At 66.1% G+C, this 18,332-nt stretch carries 16 protein-coding genes and 2 tRNA genes; 3 read left to right on the top strand and 15 right to left on the bottom strand.

The annotated features are described in order from the left end of the window. Window positions 1-90: 90 nt before the first annotated feature. The 3 genes from Q8Q80_RS13125 to Q8Q80_RS13115 form a co-directional block, all read right to left on the bottom strand. A tRNA-Arg gene (locus Q8Q80_RS13125) sits at window positions 91-167 on the bottom strand. Between the two features lie 54 nt (window positions 168-221). Next, a tRNA-Ser gene (locus Q8Q80_RS13120) sits at window positions 222-315 on the bottom strand. A gap of 74 nt (window positions 316-389) precedes the next feature. Then, window positions 390-1,628: an aspartate kinase gene (locus Q8Q80_RS13115; protein ID WP_305633332.1), complete on the bottom strand. Its 1,239-nt coding sequence runs from the start codon at window positions 1,626-1,628 to the stop codon at window positions 390-392. 321 nt (window positions 1,629-1,949) lie between these two features. Here Q8Q80_RS13115 and Q8Q80_RS13110 point away from each other — a divergent pair, with 321 nt between their 5' ends. Next, window positions 1,950-2,243: a DNA-binding transcriptional regulator gene (locus Q8Q80_RS13110; RefSeq protein ID WP_305633331.1), complete on the top strand. Its 294-nt coding sequence runs from the start codon at window positions 1,950-1,952 to the stop codon at window positions 2,241-2,243. Between the two features lie 651 nt (window positions 2,244-2,894). On the opposite strand, the gene Q8Q80_RS13105 is transcribed toward Q8Q80_RS13110, so the two are convergent. From Q8Q80_RS13105 to gspG, 8 genes are read right to left on the bottom strand one after another with little or no spacing between them, the layout of a single operon-like run. Next, window positions 2,895-5,210 (bottom strand): secretin N-terminal domain-containing protein, encoded by a 2,316-nt coding sequence (locus Q8Q80_RS13105; protein WP_305633330.1) that lies wholly within the window; start codon window positions 5,208-5,210, stop codon window positions 2,895-2,897. Next, entirely contained in the window at window positions 5,207-5,722 is a 516-nt protein-coding gene (locus tag Q8Q80_RS13100) for a hypothetical protein (protein WP_305633329.1), read from the bottom strand. Before Q8Q80_RS13100 ends, Q8Q80_RS13105 begins: the two co-directional genes overlap by 4 nt. Next, complete coding sequence (locus Q8Q80_RS13095; protein ID WP_305633328.1) at window positions 5,719-6,255, bottom strand: GspMb/PilO family protein; 537 nt, start codon at window positions 6,253-6,255, stop codon at window positions 5,719-5,721. The genes Q8Q80_RS13100 and Q8Q80_RS13095 overlap by 4 nt, the downstream gene beginning before the upstream one ends. Next, on the bottom strand, window positions 6,252-6,818 hold the full coding sequence (locus tag Q8Q80_RS13090; RefSeq protein WP_305633327.1) for a hypothetical protein: 567 nt from the start codon (window positions 6,816-6,818) through the stop codon (window positions 6,252-6,254). The genes Q8Q80_RS13095 and Q8Q80_RS13090 overlap by 4 nt, the downstream gene beginning before the upstream one ends. After that, window positions 6,815-7,525: a hypothetical protein gene (locus tag Q8Q80_RS13085; RefSeq protein WP_305633326.1), complete on the bottom strand. Its 711-nt coding sequence runs from the start codon at window positions 7,523-7,525 to the stop codon at window positions 6,815-6,817. The genes Q8Q80_RS13090 and Q8Q80_RS13085 overlap by 4 nt, the downstream gene beginning before the upstream one ends. After that, window positions 7,506-9,182 carry a GspE/PulE family protein gene (locus Q8Q80_RS13080; RefSeq protein WP_305633325.1) on the bottom strand — a complete coding sequence of 559 codons (1,677 nt, stop codon included), beginning with the start codon at window positions 9,180-9,182 and terminating at the stop codon, window positions 7,506-7,508. Before Q8Q80_RS13080 ends, Q8Q80_RS13085 begins: the two co-directional genes overlap by 20 nt. Further along, on the bottom strand, window positions 9,179-10,357 hold the full coding sequence (locus Q8Q80_RS13075) for a type II secretion system F family protein (protein ID WP_305633324.1): 1,179 nt from the start codon (window positions 10,355-10,357) through the stop codon (window positions 9,179-9,181). The genes Q8Q80_RS13080 and Q8Q80_RS13075 overlap by 4 nt, the downstream gene beginning before the upstream one ends. A 1-nt stretch (window position 10,358) precedes the next feature. After that, entirely contained in the window at window positions 10,359-10,808 is a 450-nt protein-coding gene (gspG, locus tag Q8Q80_RS13070) for a type II secretion system major pseudopilin GspG (protein WP_305633323.1), read from the bottom strand. 123 nt (window positions 10,809-10,931) lie between these two features. Between gspG and Q8Q80_RS13065 the strand changes: the two genes are divergently transcribed. Next, window positions 10,932-11,525, top strand: coding sequence for a lytic transglycosylase domain-containing protein (locus tag Q8Q80_RS13065; RefSeq protein ID WP_305633322.1), 594 nt, complete (start codon window positions 10,932-10,934; stop codon window positions 11,523-11,525). 54 nt (window positions 11,526-11,579) lie between these two features. Here the strand turns inward: Q8Q80_RS13065 and Q8Q80_RS13060 are convergent, their stop codons facing one another. Both Q8Q80_RS13060 and Q8Q80_RS13055 read right to left on the bottom strand, forming a co-directional pair. Further along, the gene (locus Q8Q80_RS13060; protein ID WP_305633321.1) at window positions 11,580-13,094 is read right to left on the bottom strand and encodes an AMP-binding protein; all 1,515 of its coding nucleotides are present in this window, start codon (window positions 13,092-13,094) and stop codon (window positions 11,580-11,582) included. A gap of 50 nt (window positions 13,095-13,144) precedes the next feature. After that, complete coding sequence (locus Q8Q80_RS13055; RefSeq protein WP_305633320.1) at window positions 13,145-14,308, bottom strand: thiolase domain-containing protein; 1,164 nt, start codon at window positions 14,306-14,308, stop codon at window positions 13,145-13,147. Window positions 14,309-14,470: 162 nt separating this feature from the next. Here Q8Q80_RS13055 and Q8Q80_RS13050 point away from each other — a divergent pair, with 162 nt between their 5' ends. Further along, window positions 14,471-15,022, top strand: coding sequence for a LuxR C-terminal-related transcriptional regulator (locus Q8Q80_RS13050; RefSeq protein WP_305633319.1), 552 nt, complete (start codon window positions 14,471-14,473; stop codon window positions 15,020-15,022). A 25-nt stretch (window positions 15,023-15,047) separates the two neighbouring features. Here the strand turns inward: Q8Q80_RS13050 and Q8Q80_RS13045 are convergent, their stop codons facing one another. Both Q8Q80_RS13045 and Q8Q80_RS13040 read right to left on the bottom strand, forming a co-directional pair. Further along, complete coding sequence (locus Q8Q80_RS13045; protein ID WP_305633318.1) at window positions 15,048-16,985, bottom strand: propionate--CoA ligase; 1,938 nt, start codon at window positions 16,983-16,985, stop codon at window positions 15,048-15,050. Beyond that, window positions 16,972-18,165 carry a diguanylate cyclase domain-containing protein gene (locus tag Q8Q80_RS13040; RefSeq protein ID WP_305633317.1) on the bottom strand — a complete coding sequence of 398 codons (1,194 nt, stop codon included), beginning with the start codon at window positions 18,163-18,165 and terminating at the stop codon, window positions 16,972-16,974. The genes Q8Q80_RS13045 and Q8Q80_RS13040 overlap by 14 nt, the downstream gene beginning before the upstream one ends. Window positions 18,166-18,332: the final 167 nt, after the last annotated feature.

Genomic DNA, 18,332 nt, shown 5'->3' with positions numbered 1-18,332 from the left:
TGCGTTCTAACCCCGGCCTAACCCCGGCGATCAGAAAAGCAAAAGGCCAACCCGAAGATTGGCCTAAGTGCTTGTTTCTCTTTGCGTTGTTGGCGCGCCCGGAGCGATTCGAACGCCCGACCCCTTGGTTCGTAGCCAAGTACTCTATCCAGCTGAGCTACGGGCGCGCTGCAAAGAGGCAATATATTAGCACAAATATACTGCCGTTCAAGCTCTGAAACTGGCGGAGGAGGAGGGATTCGAACCCTCGATACAGGTTTTGGCCCGTATGCTCCCTTAGCAGGGGAGTGCCTTCGACCACTCGGCCACCCCTCCGGTCCTTCCAAAGCGCGCGAATCATACCGCCTGACCCTGCCCGGGTCAAACGCACATCGCGCTTTCCGGGCGGATCACGCCGCCGGCTGGTCGAGTTCGAACGCGCGATGCAGCACGCGCACGGCGAGTTCGAGATACTTTTCGTCGAGCACCACCGACACCTTGATTTCGGAGGTCGAAATCATCTGGATGTTGATGCCCTCTTCGGCCAGCGTGCGGAACATCTTGCTGGCGACACCCGGGTGCGAACGCATGCCGACGCCGACCGCCGACACCTTGCAGATCTTGTTGTCGCCCCTGATTTCGCGCGCGCCGATGTGCTGGCGCACGCCTTCGACGATTTCCATCGCCTTGGCGAATTCGCCGCGGTTGACCGTGAACGAGAAGTCGGTCGAACCGTCGTGACCGACGTTCTGGATGATCATGTCGACGTCGATGTTGGCGTCGGCGATCGGGCCGAGTATCTGGTAGGCGATGCCCGGGCGGTCAGGCACGCCCAGCACGGTGATCTTGGCTTCGTCGCGGTTGAACGCGATGCCGGAAATGATGGGTTGTTCCATATTGGCTTCTTCCTCGACAGTAATCAGCGTGCCCGGACCTTCGTGGCCCTCGTCCTCGAAACTGGACAGCACGCGCAGCTTGACCTTGTACTTGCCTGCGAACTCGACCGAACGGATCTGCAGCACCTTGGAGCCGAGGCTGGCCATTTCGAGCATTTCCTCGAAGGTGATGCGGTCGAGCCGGCGCGCTACGGGAACGATGCGCGGGTCGGTGGTGTACACCCCATCGACGTCGGTGAAGATCTGGCACTCGTCGGCTTTCAGTGCCGCCGCCAGCGCAACACCGGTGGTGTCGGAGCCGCCGCGGCCGAGCGTGGTGATGTTGCCATCGGCATCCACCCCCTGGAAGCCGGCCACCACGACGACGTTGCCTTCGTCGAGATCGCGCTTGATGTTGCGTTCGTCGATGGACAGGATGCGCGCCTTGGTGAACGCGCTGTCGGTCAGGATGCGCACCTGGCCGCCGGTGTAGCTGCGCGCCTTCAGACCGAGATCCTTCAGTGCCATAGACAGCAGGCCGATGGTGACCTGTTCGCCGGTCGAGGCAAGCACGTCGAGCTCGCGCGGATCGGGTGCCGGCGACACCTCTTTCGCGAGGCCGAGCAGGCGGTTGGTTTCGCCGCTCATTGCCGACACCACGACGATCACCTGATCGCCGCGTGCAACGTAGCGCGCGACGCGGCGCGCCACGCTCTTGATGCGGTCGGGCTTGCCGACCGACGTACCGCCGTATTTCTGGACTATGAGGGCCATCTGTACTTCCGCAGCGTTATACGAAAACCGGCGATTGTAACCGATCCGCTCTGGCTGCATGCCGCGCCTCGCCGGCAACGGATGACCGACAGACACACACCGCACCGGTCACCGCACAGCGTTCTCGTGACGCAAATCGTGTTGCAAAATTATGCAAATCTGTTTGATGCAGGACGACGTGATCATTTATACTGAATTTCTCCTATGCCTTTAGTGATAGGAGATTAGCGGCCTGTTTATGCGAATCAGCAAGTCGCCCGGACCGGACTTTCAAGGCAGGCGCGGCTGGGTCGTCATCCACTTCTTTCAAGGACAACGAGCATGAAATCCACTGACAATATCGACGCACGAGAGATTCGCAAGAAGCTCGGCATGAATCAGTCGCAATTCTGGTCGCGCCTCGGCGTGACGCAGAGCGGCGGCTCCCGCTACGAAAGCGGCCGCAACATGCCCAAACCGGTCCAGGCTCTGCTGCGCCTGGTTCATGTCGAACAGATCGACATCAGCAAGATCCGTCGCGAAGACATGGATGTCGTCGAATATCTGCGCGCGACCGATCCGGAAACCTTCAAGCGTCTGAAGAAGGAAGCCCGCGCGCACCGCAAGGCCGGCTGATCAGCTGCAGCTGCACAAGAAAAAGGAAGGCTCTGCCTTCCTTTTTTTTCGTTCACGGCGAGGCTTCTAGCGCAGGGACTGTGGGAGCAGCGCGGGGGTCTCAGCGAGCACTGCTCGCCGCCCGCGAAGCCGGTCGACCATGCAGGGCCGACCGTGGGAGGCTCCTACGAAAACCGCGACGGTGTTGCCTTGCGTAGGAGCGGACCCCGTCCGCGATAGGCGCGTTGATCAAGCGACGTCGCCATTTCAAAGACGGGGATCGCCTGCGGGGCAGGCTCCTACGAAAACCTCGAAGGCTTCATGACTGACGCCGTTTTTCGTAGGAGCGGACCCCGTCCGCGATAGGCGCGTTGATCAAGCGACGTCGCCATTTCAAAGACGGGGATCGCCTGCGGGGGCGGAGCGGGGGTTTCGGCGAGCACGGCTCGCCGCCCGTGGAGCCGGTCGGCCATGCAGGGCCGACCGTGGGACGGCTCCTACGAAAACCTCGAAGGCTTCATGACTGACGCCGTTTTTCGTAGGAGCGGACCCCGTCCGCGATAGGCGCATTGATCAAGCGACATCTCTTGTTCGGAACCGGTCGGCCATGCAGGGCCGACCGTGAATCGCCGCTCTCACAATGGCGGTGCCCCCGGGACACGACGCGCGCCGTCAGGGCTTGATCGTGATCTCCGCCGCCGACGGCGGTGACACCGGCAGCGGGTTGCCGTCGGCGCCGAGCAGCGTGACGCTGCCGACCTGCACGCTGGTGCTGCCGATCGGTGCCGTCGGGCTGACCCGGAAGCGCACCTCGCTGCGCGCCTCCTGACCCTCTCCGCCTGTGATGCTGACGGATGTCCGGCCCGGTGCGGTGACATTGCCCTGCGCCGTCAGCACGTTCGGGTCGTACACCAGTTCGACCGTCGCCGGCTGGGCGCCGACCGGTACCGTCATCAATACTGTCACGCCGGCCTCGCCGCCGATTGCCGCCTCACCGGTCGATTGCATGCGCAACTCGACTAGAGCGATGGCGTCCGCCGGTTCTTCGCCCGGACCCGGTTCCGGCGGTTCCGGCACCGCCGGACGAGCGATCGGCGCGGCCACAGCTGCGCCGCCGCCACTCGAACTCGACAGCCGCACGCCCTGATCCTTGCCCGTCTTGCGCACCGACAGCGACGGCGCACCGACTGCTGCCTCGGTACCGGCGGCCAGCGCCGGCATGATGTGCGCCGGGCGGTTCAGGTTGCGCACGATGCGCGGGGTGATCAGCAACACGATTTCGGTCTTGTTGGTGCTGTTGCGCTCGCTCGAAAACAGCTTGCCGATGATGGGCAGATCGCCCAGCCCGGGCAGGCGCGACGCGCTGGACCGCTCTTCGTCGGAAATCAGGCCGGCGAGAATCTGCGTTTCGCCGTCCTTCAGACGCAGCGCGGTCGCGGTCGACCGGGTGCCGATCTGGTAGGCGAGTGAGCTTTGCGGGCCCTGCACTTCGCGCACCACGCTCGACACTTCGAGCGTCATCTTGATGTCGACATCGTCTTCGAGGTGGATCAGCGGCTCGACGTCGAGCTTCAGACCGACGTCGAGATAGGTGACCGACGCCGACACGCCGACGTTGGCGGTCGAGGTGGTGGTGAATACCGGCAGCTTTTCGCCGATGTGCACCTTGGCCTTTTCCTTGTTCTTCACACGGATGCGCGGATTGGCCAGCAGGTTGGCCGAACCGTCCTGTTTGCGCAGATTGAGGATGAGGCCCGGGTTGGAAATGTAGCCGGTGAGGTCGCTGATGTCGCTGAGCGGCACGACGCCGGGCGCGATTTCCTGGCCGGGCAGCTGCACCACATTGCTGGTCACGCCAGCGGCGGTCGACTGCTGGATCACCTGCTGCTGCGAACGCAGCGCGCCGAAGCCGATCTGGTCGGGGAAATCCAGCCCCAGTTCCTTCAGCTTGTTGCTGCTCACTTCGAGCACCTCGACTTCCAGCATCACTTCGGGTTCGGCCACATCGACCGATTCCACCAGCTGTTCGGCCAGGCGCACCGCGTCGGCGGTGTCTTTCATCACGATGAGGTTGATGCGCTCATCTATATAGATATCCTTGGTCTTCACCACCGTCTTGATCAGGTTCTGCACCTGCTTGGCTTCGGCATTGACGAGGAAGAAGGTGCGCGTGACCATTTCCTTGTACTCGCGCTGCTTGGCCGCGGTGTTCGGGTAGATCAGCACGGTGTTGTCCGACAGCACGCTGCGTTCGAGCTGGTTGGTGATCAGGATGAGCCGCATCACCTCGGCCACGGTCGTGTTGCGCACGAACAGCGTCACCTTCAGGTCGGACCGCACATCCTTGTCGAACACGAAATTGATGCCGGTCGAGCGGGCGATCGCCTCGAACACATTGCGCAGCGAGGTGTCGCGGAATTCCAGCGTGACCGGCTTCTGGAACAGCCCGCCCAGTTCGGCCGGCGCGGTCTGCTTCGGGCGGGCCTGTTCGACCTCGCGCAGCATTTCGCGCGCGGCGGTGTGCGTGTTGTCCTGTTCGAGCACGTTGCGCAGGCGCGCCTCGGCGCCGCCCATGTCCTTGCGTTCGAGCAGCGTGCGCGCTTCGCGCACCATGGCGTCGTGCCTTACGCCGCGCGTCATCTGGTCGCGGATGAACTGGGCGCGCTGGTTGCGCGGATCGAGCGTCTGCGCCTTGTCGAGCGCCGCGGTGGCTTCGTCGCGCCGGCCGGCCAGACGGGCGTTTTCCGCCTGCGCCAGCAATTTGGACACGGCGACTTCGCGCTGGCGGAAGAAGGTGGCGCGGAATTCGGGGTTGTCCGGTACTTCCTTGGTCGCCTGCTCGAACAGGCTGAGCGCACGTTCCTGTTCGCCACTGATCAACGCCTTCTTGCCGTCTTCGAACGCCTGATTGGTGGCGCACCCGGCGAGGGTGACGGCGAGGAACGCAAAAATGAGCGCGCGCAGGCGGGCCGGCTGGAATGCAATCATGGGGCGCTTCCGATGGTCAGGGTCTGCCGCTGCTTGAGCGGTTCGAACATGAAGGTGATGGCCGTAGCCGTCACCGATTCAACGCGGTACTGGTTGTTCAGCAGGTCGCCCGTGCGCGCCGGCAGGATGCGTTCGCCCTGGGCGAGGAACACCGTGATGCCGCCCTCCTCCATCAGCTTGCCCTGATAGCGGAAGGGCAGCGGCGGCGCGACCGGTGCCGGTGGTGGCCCCTTGCGCGCGGCTGCGGCGGCGAGCGCCGCCGGTGACGGCGCAGGCGGCAGGAAGCTGTATGTGGCGAACAGGTCGCGACCGATTTCGGCGGCGGCGCGCACCGGTGCGTCGGCGATCAGCACGCCCGGCGCCTCGCCCACGGCCGCCACGGCGCGCGCGGCACTGGACAGGCGACGGCTGTCGGGCGTCGCCGGCTCGACATCGCCTGCATCATCCAGACCGGCGACGTACCACACCGCCGCGAGCGTGGCCGCCAGTGCGGCGATCAGGCCGCGGTTCATGGCGCGTCCCTCATCAGGATGGACACGCGCACGCTGGCATCGACATTGCCGCGCGCGATGTCTTCGCGGCGCAGCACGACTTCTTCCACCAGCACGGCCGGCGACACCTGCTGGATTTCGGCCAGCCAGGTGCGCAGCGCGGGGTAGCTGCCGCGCAGCGGAAACAGATATTCCTGCCGCGCATACCCGGCGCCGACCGGCTGCGACTCGCGGCTTTCGACGCGCGCCAGCACCAGCTTGTTGCGCCCGGCCGCCTGCGACAGTGCTTCGAGTATCGAAGGCATGCGCGCGCGCGGCACCAGCGAGGCGTCGAAGCGGTCGATCTGTTCGCGCGGCGACTCGACCGTGCGGCCCAGCGACAGGCGCTCGGCCAGCGCGCTGCGTTCGCCTTCGAGCCCACCCAGTTCGGCTTCGAGCGGTGCGGTGGCACCGAAATGGATGACCAGCGCGAATGCAAGCAGCGCCACGCCGAGCGCGCCAGCCCAGCCGGCACGCGACGCGGCATACATCAGACGGGCGCGCAGCATGTTCATGCGCCCCTCCACTGCAGGCGCAGCGAAAACGCGATCACCTGCAGGCCGTCGCGCTCCTTCAGTTCGAACACCTCGATGCGTGGCGCACCGACCGCCTGCGCATCGGCAAAGGATTCGGCGTAGGCGAACAGCGCATTCAGGTCGCGCGCCTCGCCGGTCACGCGCAGCACGCCGCGTGCCGCATCGGGCTCGACCGACAGCAACGCCACATCCTCCTTGCCGCGCGCTTCCAGTTCGGCGAACAGCGGCTGCCATTCGCGTGCGCGCTGCAGCGACAGTTTGCGCGCCACATCGATGCGCGCGCGCAACGCCGGATCATCCTGTTCGCGGCGCGCCAGCACGCGCGCCTGTTCGGCCTTGCGCGCCGCACGCCGGTTGTCGTCACGCAACGCGGCGACTTCGTCTTCGGTGGTCTGCCAGCGGTCGAACGATGCGAACGCGGTGACGGCGCCAACCGCCAGCAGCAGCCAGCCCAGCCAGCCGGGCGCATGACGGCGCTGCACGAAATCGAGTTCGGGCGTCGGTGGCCGGGTGCCCGGCCGGGCGATCGACAGCATTTTCATGCGACCACCCCGCCGGTCACGCAGCGCCAGCCGCGCGGCAGGTTCATCGACGGCGCGCCCTGGACGAACAGCTGGCCGCCATCGAGTGCACCGTCGAACAGACTGAGTCGGCGTTCGAGCAGCGCCGGCAGCGCGGCCGGATCATCGAGCGCCTCGCCGCGCATGTGCAGCCAGCGCCCGCCCGACCACAGACCCATGCACAGCCAGCCGTGCTGAAGCTGCGCGAAACCGCCCAGTGCAGCGCTGCCGCCGAACGCTGCATAGGCGCGCAACCAGGCCGGCTGCATGCTGGCCAGCCGCACGCCGGTCGCCGCCGCCCAGGCCACGATGGCCTGCACCAGCGCCGTGTCCATGCCGCAGGCCAGCACGCGCTCGGCGGGCTGGGCGTCCCAGGCGAAGGTCCAGCCCTGCGCGGCGGTGCCGAACACTTCCATCATGCGGGCGCGCACCAGCGCCTGCACCTCGTCGCGCCCGGCCACGCCGGTTGGCAGGTCGATCACCTGCCAGCGCGTCCAGGCGTTGTCGATCGACACCTCGACCGCCGCGCGCCGTGGCGTGGCAGCGGCCGGAATGCGGGCCAGCGCAGCGGCCAGCGTGTCGTGCGCCATCGGCTGCATGTCGGCATGCAGACGTTCGCCCGCGCGCGCCAGCGACAGGCCGTGCGGCCCGACCTCGAGCAGCAGTGACCTAGACGACAAAAGTGACACGGTTCAATTCCGTCAGACTGGTTTCACCACTGGCCACCAGCACCAGACCCGCTTCGCGCAGCGTGCGCGTGCCGCGCGCCCGCGCGGCCTCTTTCAATTGCCGCATCGGCGCGCGCGTCACGATCAGTTCGCGCAGTTCGTCGTCGAGCACCAGCAACTCCGCAATGGCGCGCCGCCCCTTGTAGCCGGTGCCGCGGCAATGACCGCAGCCGGAGCCGGCGCGATAGTCGTAGCCGACGGCGTCGGCGAGACCCGATTCGGCCAGCAGCGCGGCGTCCGGCTGCTGCGCGACCGAACAGTGGCGGCAGTTCAGGCGCAGCAGGCGCTGCGCGACGATGCCGTTCAGCGCCGACACCAGGTTGTACGGGTCGACGCCCATGTGCAGGAAGCGGCCGATCACGTCGAACACATTGTTGGCGTGCACCGTGGTCAGCACGAGGTGACCGGTGAGCGCGGCCTGCACCGCGATTTCGGCGGTTTCGCCGTCGCGGATCTCGCCCACCATGATCTTGTCCGGGTCGTGCCGCAACACCGAACGCAGGCCGCGCGCGAAGGTGAGGCCCTTCTTCTCGTTGACCGGAATCTGCAGCACGCCCGGCAACTGGTATTCGACCGGGTCTTCGATGGTGATGATCTTGTCGAGCCCGTGGTTGATTTCGCCGATGGTCGCGTAGAGCGAGGTTGTCTTGCCGGAACCGGTCGGGCCGGTCACCAGCAGCATGCCGTAAGGTTCGGCCGCCAGCTTGCGCATGGCGGCGCGCGCGATGTCGTCGAAGCCCAGGCTTTCCAGCGACAGCGCCTGCAGTTCCTGCGTCAGGTGGTCCTTGTCGAGCACGCGCAACACGCAGTCTTCGCCATGCACACTGGGCATGATGGACACGCGCAGGTCGATGTCGCGACCGGCGTAGGCCACCTTGAAGCGGCCGTCCTGCGGCACGCGCCGCTCGGCGATGTCGAGTTCGGCCAGCACCTTGATGCGCGATACCACCTGTTCCGCGGTGTCGGCGCCGGCGATCTGGCCGATCCGCACCATCACGCCGTCGATGCGGTACTTGACCTGCATGCCGGCCGGCACCGATTCGAGGTGGATGTCGGACGCCGCCTGCTTGAGTGCGTCGTACAGCGTGGAATTGACCACCCGCACGACCGGGCTGGCGTCGTCGGCGATGCGCGCCAGCGACAGCACTTCGGCCGAACTGGCACTGACGCGGTCGCTGTCTTCGAGCAGGCCGGTCGAGGCACGCTGGCTGTCTTCGTAGCGCGCCAGCGCGGCGGTGATGTCGTCGCGTGTCGCCACGCGCAGTTCGAAACTGGCCGGCAGGGTCGCGGCCAGCCAGTCCTGCAGCGCGCCGTCGTACGGGTCGGCGACGACGGCAATCAGGTGGCCGGCCTCGTCGACCGCCACCAGCACGGCACGCGCCAGCGCCTCGGAAAAGCGGATGCGCTCGAGCGACGGCGTGAGCGCGTTGAGCGCCGCACTGTTCATCGCCGGCAGGCCGAGCTGGGCGGCCACGCGGGCGCACATCGCATCGGGTGTGTCGCCCGACAGATCGATCAGCGCCTGCATGACCGAGCCTCTCCCGGCACGCGACCGGGCACGGGCGATCAGGTCGGCGGGCACGCCCTGCGACGCACCGGCTGGCAGGGGTGCGTTCATTGCAGGCTTTCCGCGAGCTGGAAGATCGGCATGTACATCAGCACCACGACGCCGCCGATCGCCAGACCGATGCCCAGCATCAGCAGCGGACCGAACAGGCGGGTGGCGCGGTCGAGCCAGCGCGTCATTTCTTCGTCGTGGAAGGCGGCGATGCGTTCCATCATGTCGCCCAGATTGCCGGCCCGCTCGCCGACACGCAGCATGCGCGAGGCCACGGCGGTGCTCAGGCCGACTTCGGTGAATGCATCAGACGCCGAGCGGCCTTCGCGGATCGACAGCAGCGCGCGCGACAGGCTCTGCTGCATCGGCAGCGGCAGCAGTTCGCGCACCAGTTCGAGCGACTGCACGACCGGAATGCCACCGCGCAGCAGCATGCCGACCGTGCGGAAGAAGCGCGCCAGACGGAATATCCGCATGCGGTCGCCGATGCCGGGCAGGCGCTCGAGCTGCGCCATGAAGCCCTGCCGGAACGCCGGCTGGCGCAGCGTCCAGCCGAGCCCGACGACGACGGCGATCACCGCAATGCCGAGCGCACCGGAATGCGCCTTGACGAAGTGGCCCCAGGCGAGCAACCACTGCGACGCCAGCGGCAGTTCGGTCGAAATGTCTTCATACACCTTGGAAAACTGCGGCACGACGAACGCCAGCAGGAACATGACGACCAGCAGGCCGACCACCAGCAGGATGACCGGATAGGTCGCCGCGGCGACCAGCTTGCCGCGCACGCTTTCAAGTTGTTCGCTGTAGGCGACGTAGCGTTCGAGTGCCTGGTCGAGGTCGCTGGTGCGTTCCGAGGCGCGGATCATCGCCACCAGCAGGTCGGGGAACACCGACGTCTGCGCCGCCATCGCCATCGACAGCGTCTTGCCCTGACGCAGCGCGTCGATCAGCGCCGTGAGCACGGTGCGCGACAGCGTGCGTCCTTCCTTGTCGGCCATCACTTCCAGGCCTTCGACCAGCGACAGGCCGGCGCGCAGCAGCGCCAGCAGTTCCTGGCAGAACAGCAGCACCGGAAAACGCTGGCGGGTGAAGCTGAGCGTGCGCGCACGCGCAGCCGACAGAACGGTCAGGCCATCGGCCTGAACCTGGGCGCGGGCGGAGATTTCGTCCGACGCCTCGATCTGAAGCTGCGTGATGCGGTTGGTGACGTCGATAGCCCGGATGCGGAAAAGCATGTCACCAGTTCGTGATGTCGGCGGCTTCGTCGCTGCCGCCCGGTTGACCGTCCTTGCCCAGCGAACTGAGATCGTATTCGCCGTGTTCGCCCGGCGCGCGATAGATGTACGGGCGGTCCCACGGGTCCGGCGGTACGGCCTTCTTCAGATAGGGGCCACCCCACTTGGGCGCCGTGGCCGGGCGTTCGACCAGCGCCTTCAGGCCCTCTTCCGTCGTCGGGTAGCGGCCGTTATCCAGTCGGTACTGGTCGAGCGACTTTTCCAGCGCGTCCATCTGGGCGCGCGCCGCCTTCACTTCGGACTTGCCGATCTGGCTGAAGTAGCGCGGACCGACATAACCGGCCAGAAGACCGATGATGACCATCACGACCAGCAGTTCGAGCAGGGTGAAGCCGCGTTGTGCGACGCGGCCGGAAAGGGGTCTGTCCCGTGTTTCGTTACGTGTCATCATTGAATTAGTCTAGCCGTGCCCGACCCGCAGCAGCAAGCAATTGCGGGCAGTGCAACATGGGCGAAACCTTGCGGCAGCAAGATTGCAATACTCGACACCTTACCGGGCATGTATTTCCTGCAGATGAATCGACGCACCAAACTGATCCTCTCGCTGTGCGGTTTGCTGTGTGCCGCGCCGGCACAGGCGGACATTTACGCGCGGGAGGATGTCGAGGGCACACTGCACCTGACCGATACGCCGGTCGGCGACGGTTACGAACTACTGCTGGAAGCGCGCCCGGCGGGTATTCCGGCGAACGCCGGACGGCCGGTCGCGCGGTCGGCTGCTGCTGCAGCGCATCAACAGCGCATCGCGCGTGTGGCGGACCGCACTGGCGTCGAAGCCGGGCTGCTCAATGCGGTGGTTGCGGTGGAATCGGCCTACAACCCGAAGGCGGTGTCGCCCAAGGGCGCGGCCGGACTGATGCAGTTGATGCCGGACACGGCGCGCCGCTATGGTGTGACCGACCGCTTCGATCCGGACCAGAACCTGCTCGGCGGCGCGCTCTACCTGCGCGACCTGATTGCACGCTTCGACAACCAGCTCGAACTGGCACTGGCCGCCTACAACGCCGGCGAAGGCGCGGTCGAGAGGCACGGCCGCCGGGTGCCGCCGTTCGCGGAAACCCGGCGCTACGTGCCGAAGGTGCTCGACCACTACCGGTCGCTGCGCTGACGCACGCCGCCGCGCGGGCGGCGCGTCAGGACTTCAGACGGCCGGCTTGACTACCTATGACTGTGCATCCATCTCGCGCAACGCCGTCTTGAGCACCTTGCCGTAGTTGTTCTTGGGCAGTTCATCGACGAAGCGGTAGTGCTTGGGCCGCTTGAAGCGCGCGATTTCGGTCAGGCAGTGCGCGTCCAGTTCGGCCGAGGTCATCGGCTGGCGGGTGACGACGAAGGCAATCACCACCTCGCCCCATTCCGGGTCGGGACGGCCGATCACCGCCACTTCGGCAACCGATTCGTGAGTCAGCAGCGCTTCTTCGACTTCGCGCGGATAGATGTTGCTGCCGCCACTGATGATCAGGTCCTTGCTGCGGTCGAGCAGCGTCAGGAAGCCGTCTTCGTCGAGCCGGCCGACGTCGCCGGTGTACAGCCAGCCGTCGACGATGGACGCCGCGGTCGCGTCCGCATTGTCCCAGTAGCCATTCATGACCGCTTCGCCGCGCACACGGATTTCGCCGGTTTCCCCGGTCGGCACATCGCGGCCCTGCGCGTCGACCACCGCCACCTCGACCATGGACTGCGCAAACCCGACCGACGCCAGACGTTCGCGATAGCGCGGCTGCGTCGGGTCGTTGATCAGTGCGCGCGGCATCACGGTAATCATCATCGGGCATTCGCCCTGACCGTAGATCTGCGCGAAGTGCGGGCCGATCAGTTCCAGTGCCTCTTCGAGGTCGGCCAGATACATCGGGCCGCCGCCGTAGCAGATGGTGGCCAGGCCGGTCGGACGCTGGCCGGTCTTCTTCACCACGTCGATCAGGCGGCGCACCATGGTGGGCGCGGCGAAGAACGACGCTTCGCTCCAGTGGGCGGCGAGGTCGAAGCACTCCTGCGCGTCGAAGCCGCCCGATTCGGGCACCACGTTGATACCGGCCTGCATGACATACGGCAGGTGGAACAGGCCGCCGCCATGCGACATCGGCGCCGGGTGCAGCGCCACGTCGCCCGGTGCCAGCGCCTGCACGCTGGACAGATAACCCATGCAGGTCCAGCGCAGCTGGCGCAGCGACAAATTCACGCCCTTGGGCCGGCCGGTCGTGCCGCTGGTATAGAACAGCCACACCGGATCGGTGTCGCCGCGCGGCTCGATGGCCGACGGTGCGATGGATGCATCGCGCAGGAATCCGAACGACGACAGCACCGGCACCGCGTTGCCGCCGTCGCGCAGCACGACTTCGAGTTCGTCGCGCGCGTCGGCGCCGCAGAACACGATTTTCGAACCGCTGTGGCTGCAGATGAAGGCGGCTTCCTTGGCATGCAGCTTGGCGTTGATCGGCACCACCGCCACGCCGGCCCACCAGGCGCCCCACATCAGCGGCAGGTAGTCGGGCGTGTTGTACATGAACAGCGCCACCCGGTCGCCCGGCGCGAGACCCTGCGCACGCAGCCAGGTCGCGAAGCGCGCCGCGCTCTCGGCGAATCCGCGGTAGTTCCACAGCACCTCGCGACCGAGGGCAATGGCGGGACGATCGGGGTATTGCTGCGCGGTACGCTGCAGCCACAGGGCGATGTTCATGGGTGCTCTCTCCGTTGATATTGATTTTTATGGCTGCCCGACCGGGCGGCTTACTGCACGCGTTCGAGGATGGAACCGTAGTTGGCCACGCTGGCGCCGCCCATGTTGAGGATGCCGGCGAAGCGCGCGTCGGGCAACACGTCGGCGCGGAAGCGACCGAGCAGCATCCACGCACTGATGACATGCATCGATACGCCGGTGGCGCCGATCGGGTGACCCTTGGTTTTCAGGCCGCCGGACAGGTTGACCGGCAACTTGCCGCCGGCATGCACCCAGCCCTCTTCCAGCGCGCGGTGCCCGCCGCCGGGCGGCGTCAGGCCGATGGCTTCGTACATCATCAGTTCGGCGATGGTGAAGCAGTCGTGTACTTCCACGCTGTCGAGGTCATCGAGCGTGAGTTTTGCCGAATCGAGCAGGCGCTGCCAGGCGACGCGCGCGCCGGCCAGCTCGCTCATGTCGCGCTGCGACGTCGGCATGATGTCGTTGGCCTGCGCCGTGGCGCGCAGGCGCACGAAGGGCCGGCTGCCGTCGTGCGCGTCGCTGGCGCACAGCACGATGGCCGCTGCGCCATCGGAGATCGGCGAACAGTCGGTGCGCAGCAGACGGCCGACGACGCGCGGATTCTTTTCCGATTCGGTCGCGCAGAATTCGACGCTGAGCGGATTGCGGTACTGCGCCAGCGGGTTGTGCGCCGCGTTGTCGTGGTTCTTCGATGCGATGCGCGCCATCGCGTCGCGCGGATCGCCGAAGCGTTCGGCATAGCGGTCGGCGATCACGCCGAACATGCCGGCAAAGCCGGCCGGCGTTTCGGCTTCGTCCTTGAAGTAGGACGCACGCAGCAGCGCGTTGCCGACGTCGCGGGTGGACAGCTGCGACATCACTTCGACGCCGATCACCAGCACGCGCCGGGCCGTGCCGGCGCGGATGGCGAGCGCGCCCTGGTGCACCGCGGCGCTGCCGCTGGCGCAGGCGTTCTCGACCCGCACCGCAGGCGTCATGCGCAGGCCGGGCAGCAGATTGGCCGACAACCCCGCCACGAAGCCCTGCTTCACCATGCCGACGCCGAAGTGGCCGACCACCACGGCATCGATGTCTGTGGGTTCGAGACCCGCATCGGCAATCGCCTCGGCGGCGACTTCCGCCATCAGGGTTTCTACATCTGCGTCAGGGCGCCGGGCAAAGGGCGTGTGGGCGAAACCGGTCAGATCGATCATGGACTGTCTCCCGCGACCGCGCTCGGCGGCCTTCTGTGGCGAAATTCGGTGGCGAAAACCGGCCCCATTGGGCGGCCGGCGGATCGGGTATACATTAGGCGCGCCCGAACACCTCCGCCAGTCGCAGAACTACGCCCTGCCGAGCCAGATATGTCTTCCTTGATGCCCGATTCCACCGCCGCCGACCAGGCGGCCGACCTCTGTCCGCTGGGTATGGTGCTGACCTCGCAGCGCCGCATCGAGTGGTGCAACGACCGCTTCGCCGCCAGTTTCGGCTACCCGCGCACGGCGCTGATCGGCCAGAGCATGGCCGTGCTGTACCCGACGACCAGCGAGTTCGAGCGGGTCGGCGAGCGCGGCTGGCAGGCGCTGTTCGAATCGGGAACCTATGAGGACGAGCGGCTGATGCGACTGCGCGATGGCGGGCTGCGCTGGTTCCGCGTGCTGGGCAATGCGCTCGACCGCAGCGACCCGTACCGGCGCGCCAGCTGGCTGTTCGAACCGCTGCGCGTCAGCGGCACCGTGGACACGCTGAGTCTGCGCCAGCGCGAAGTGCTGTCGGCGATGACACGCGGTCTGACATCGAAGGAATGCGCGCGCGAACTGGGCATCAGTCCGCGCACCGTGGAGAAGATCCGCGCCCAGCTGATGCAGCGCTACGACGTGCATAACGCCGCCGCGCTGATGAGCCGCATCAGCGGCATGCCGGGCTGACGCTTGCGCGCCAGCGGTCAGTGGCTCAGCCGAGCGACTGGCGGATCTGGTCGAGCGTGGTCGGGTCGTCCAGCGTGGTCAGGTCACCCGGATCGCGCCCTTCGGCGATGGCCTGGATCGAGCGGCGCAGCATCTTGCCGGAGCGCGTCTTGGGCAAGCCATTGACGAACAGCACCCGACCCGGCCGCGCGATGGCGCCGAGCAGGTTGTCCACCGTCTGCATCACTTCCTTTTCCATCGAGGCGCGACCTTCCGGCGTCGCGACGCGGCTCGCGTCCTTGACCACGACGAACGCCATCGGCAACTGGCCCTTCAGGTTGTCCGCCACACCGACCACGGCCACTTCGGCCACACCGGCATGCGCCTGGATCGCTTCCTCGATTTCGCGCGTACCGAGCCGGTGGCCGGCGACGTTGATCACGTCGTCGGTGCGGCCGAGGATCTTGTGATAGCCGGCGTCATCGCGGATGCCCCAGTCGAAGGACGAATACACCAGCGGCGATTTGAAGAGCGAAAAGTAGGTGCGCACGAAGCGATCGTCATCGCCCCAGATCGTCGACAGGCAGCCCGGCGGCAGCGGCGGCACGATACCGACGATGCCTTTCTCGTTCGGGCCGCACTCGGTACCGTCTTCGCGGAAGATGCGCAGGTCGTAGCCATACACCGGATGACCGGGCGAACCGAGCTGGATGGCCGTCTTCTCGACACCCGGCAGTTCGCACAGGATGGGCCAGCCGGTTTCGGTCTGCCAGTAGTTGTCGATGACCGGCTTGTCGAGCGCGCTCATCAGCCATTCGTGGGTCGGCTCATCGAGTGGCTCGCCGGCCAGGAAAATCTGGCGCAGCGATGAAATGTCGTGCTTCTTCAGGTAGGCCGGGTCCTGCTTCTTCAGCACGCGCGCGGCGGTCGGTGCCGAGAACATGACCGACACCTTGTACTTCTCGACCAGACTCCACCAGATGCCCGGATCGGGGCGCAGCGGCGTGCCTTCGTACATCAGCGTCGCCATGCCGGCGATCAGCGGGCCGTAGATGATGTACGAGTGGCCGACCACCCAGCCGATGTCCGACGTCGTGAACATCGTTTCGCCGGGGTGGCCGCAGTAGATGTGCTGCATCGACGCCGCCAGCGCGACCGCATAGCCGCCGGTATCGCGCTGCACGCCCTTGGGCTTGCCGGTGGTGCCGGAGGTGTACAGGATGTACGACGGCTCGCTCGATTCGAGCCACACGCACGGCACTTTCGCATTCATGTGATGGGTGCGCAGCGTCGCGTAATCGACGTCGCGCCCCACCACGACGGGACATTCCTTGTCCAGGCCGCGGTTCACCATCAGCACGCGCGCCGGCGGGAATTCGGCCAGCGAACAGGCTTCGTCGAGCAGGTGCTTGTACGGCACGACCTTGCCGCCGCGCATGCCGGCTTCGGCCGACACGATGACTTTCGGCTTGGCATCATCGATGCGGGTGGCCAGCGAACCGGATGCAAAGCCGCCGAACACCACCGAGTGGATGGCGCCGATGCGCGCGCAGGCGAGCATGGCGAAAGCCGCTTCGGCAATCATCGGCATGTAGATCAGCACACGATCGCCGCGCTCGACACCGAGCGACAGCAGCATCGCGGCCATGCGCTCGACTTCGCGCTGCAGCTCGGCGAACGAATAGGTCTTTTCGATGCCGGTTTCGGTCGATACGAAAATCAGCGCCGCGGCGTCTGGCCGCGTGGCGGCGTGCCGGTCGACCGCGTTGTGACACAGATTGGTGGTACCGCCGACAAACCACCTGGCGAACGGTGGCCGGGAAAAGTCGCAGGTTTGCTGCGGGGCCTCCTGCCAGTCGATCAGGCGGGCCTGTTCGGCCCAGAACGTGTCGCGTTGGGAAATCGAACGCGCGTGAAAATCAGTGCTTGCTGACATGCTTCCTCCTCTGACCTGCACCGTCTTGCGGATATTATTTTTTTTCAACGATCGAAGTATCAGCTTCGCTTGCGTGCCCGCGCAAGCAGTCGAGCGGAATGTCGCAATCGTGTTTGACGCTAATCAATTCGAGCAGCGGCAACAGCCGGTAGATCAGCGCCGGCAGTTGGGCGTCGATTTCGTCCGACGCGCCGGACTTGATCAGCAGCAGCGCGCGCTCGATGCTCACGATGCCGGCCGTCCAGGCAAATTTCTGCGGCTCGCCGCCGCTGCTGCGCACCGCATTACCGCCTTCGCGCTGTGCCATGTCGGCCCGCGCCACCGCCAGCCCGAGCATCTGCGACACCGAGTCGGCGTTGTCGGAGAGGCTGTTCGCGACTCCGATGTTCAGGCTGATGCGCAGCGTCTGGCCGCGGTACTGCATGGCGGTCGCGGCAATCACGGTGCGCATGCGATTGGCGAACTGTTCGGCGCTGGCCAGGCTGATGTCCGGCGTGATGATGGCGAACTGGCCCTCGCCGATCTGCGAAAAGGTGTCTTCGTGACGCACCTTGGTCGCCAGCACCTTGGCCAGCTTGCGCATGATGAGGTCGGTCACGTGCCGGCCGAAGCTGCTGACGATGTCGCCGAAATTGTCGATCCCGACGATCAGCACGCTGACTTCGCCACGCTGGCGCACCGCCGCAGACATCAGCTGGGCGCCGTGGATTTCCATGTACTGCGGAGTTGCCATGCCGGAATCGGGGTCGATCGGCGACGCGGCGGCCAGCGCTTCGCGGCTGTCGGCAAGCTGGCGACGGGTGCTGTTGAGGCGGCTGGCGGATTCGATGCGCGCAATCAGCTCGACCGTGCCGATGCCCTTGGTGATGAAGTCGGTCGCGCCCAGTTCGCGCGCGCGTTCGCGGGCGGCGGCGTCTTCGTCGCCGGAAATCATGATCACCGGAATGTCGGCGATGCGCTGCACACGGGACGAGCGCACGCGTTCGAGCAGACCGTAGCCGTCGAGCCTGGGCATCGTCAGATCGGACAGCACGACCTGGATCGAATCATCCACCAGCAGCGTCTGCCAGGCGGCTTCGCCATCCGCTTCTTCGCGAAAATCGAAGCGATCACGGATACGCTTGATGATGGTTGCCCGCACCATGCGCGAGTCATCGACGATCAGCACCTTGACCAGCGGTACCTTCACCGGCGACGTCACGTCAGCGTTCGTATTGCGGTCACTCATGGGCCATGAAACCGGCTTGCAATGGGATCGAACGCATGATTGTAGGGGAAGCGGGCGCCGCGGCGGCGAGGTTTTGCGCCGCGCCAGGGTCTGTCGGCATCCGGTCACCGCTCGCGACTGGATGCCGACAGACCCTGAAACTTGGCACGGTGGGCGTGCTTGCGTAT

Origin of the sequence: Methyloversatilis sp. (assembly GCF_030698125.1) — a bacterium.
GTDB lineage: Bacteria > Pseudomonadota > Gammaproteobacteria > Burkholderiales > Rhodocyclaceae > Methyloversatilis.
Note: the sequence above shows the minus strand (reverse complement) of the source record. Positions and strands in the feature narration are given on the sequence as shown.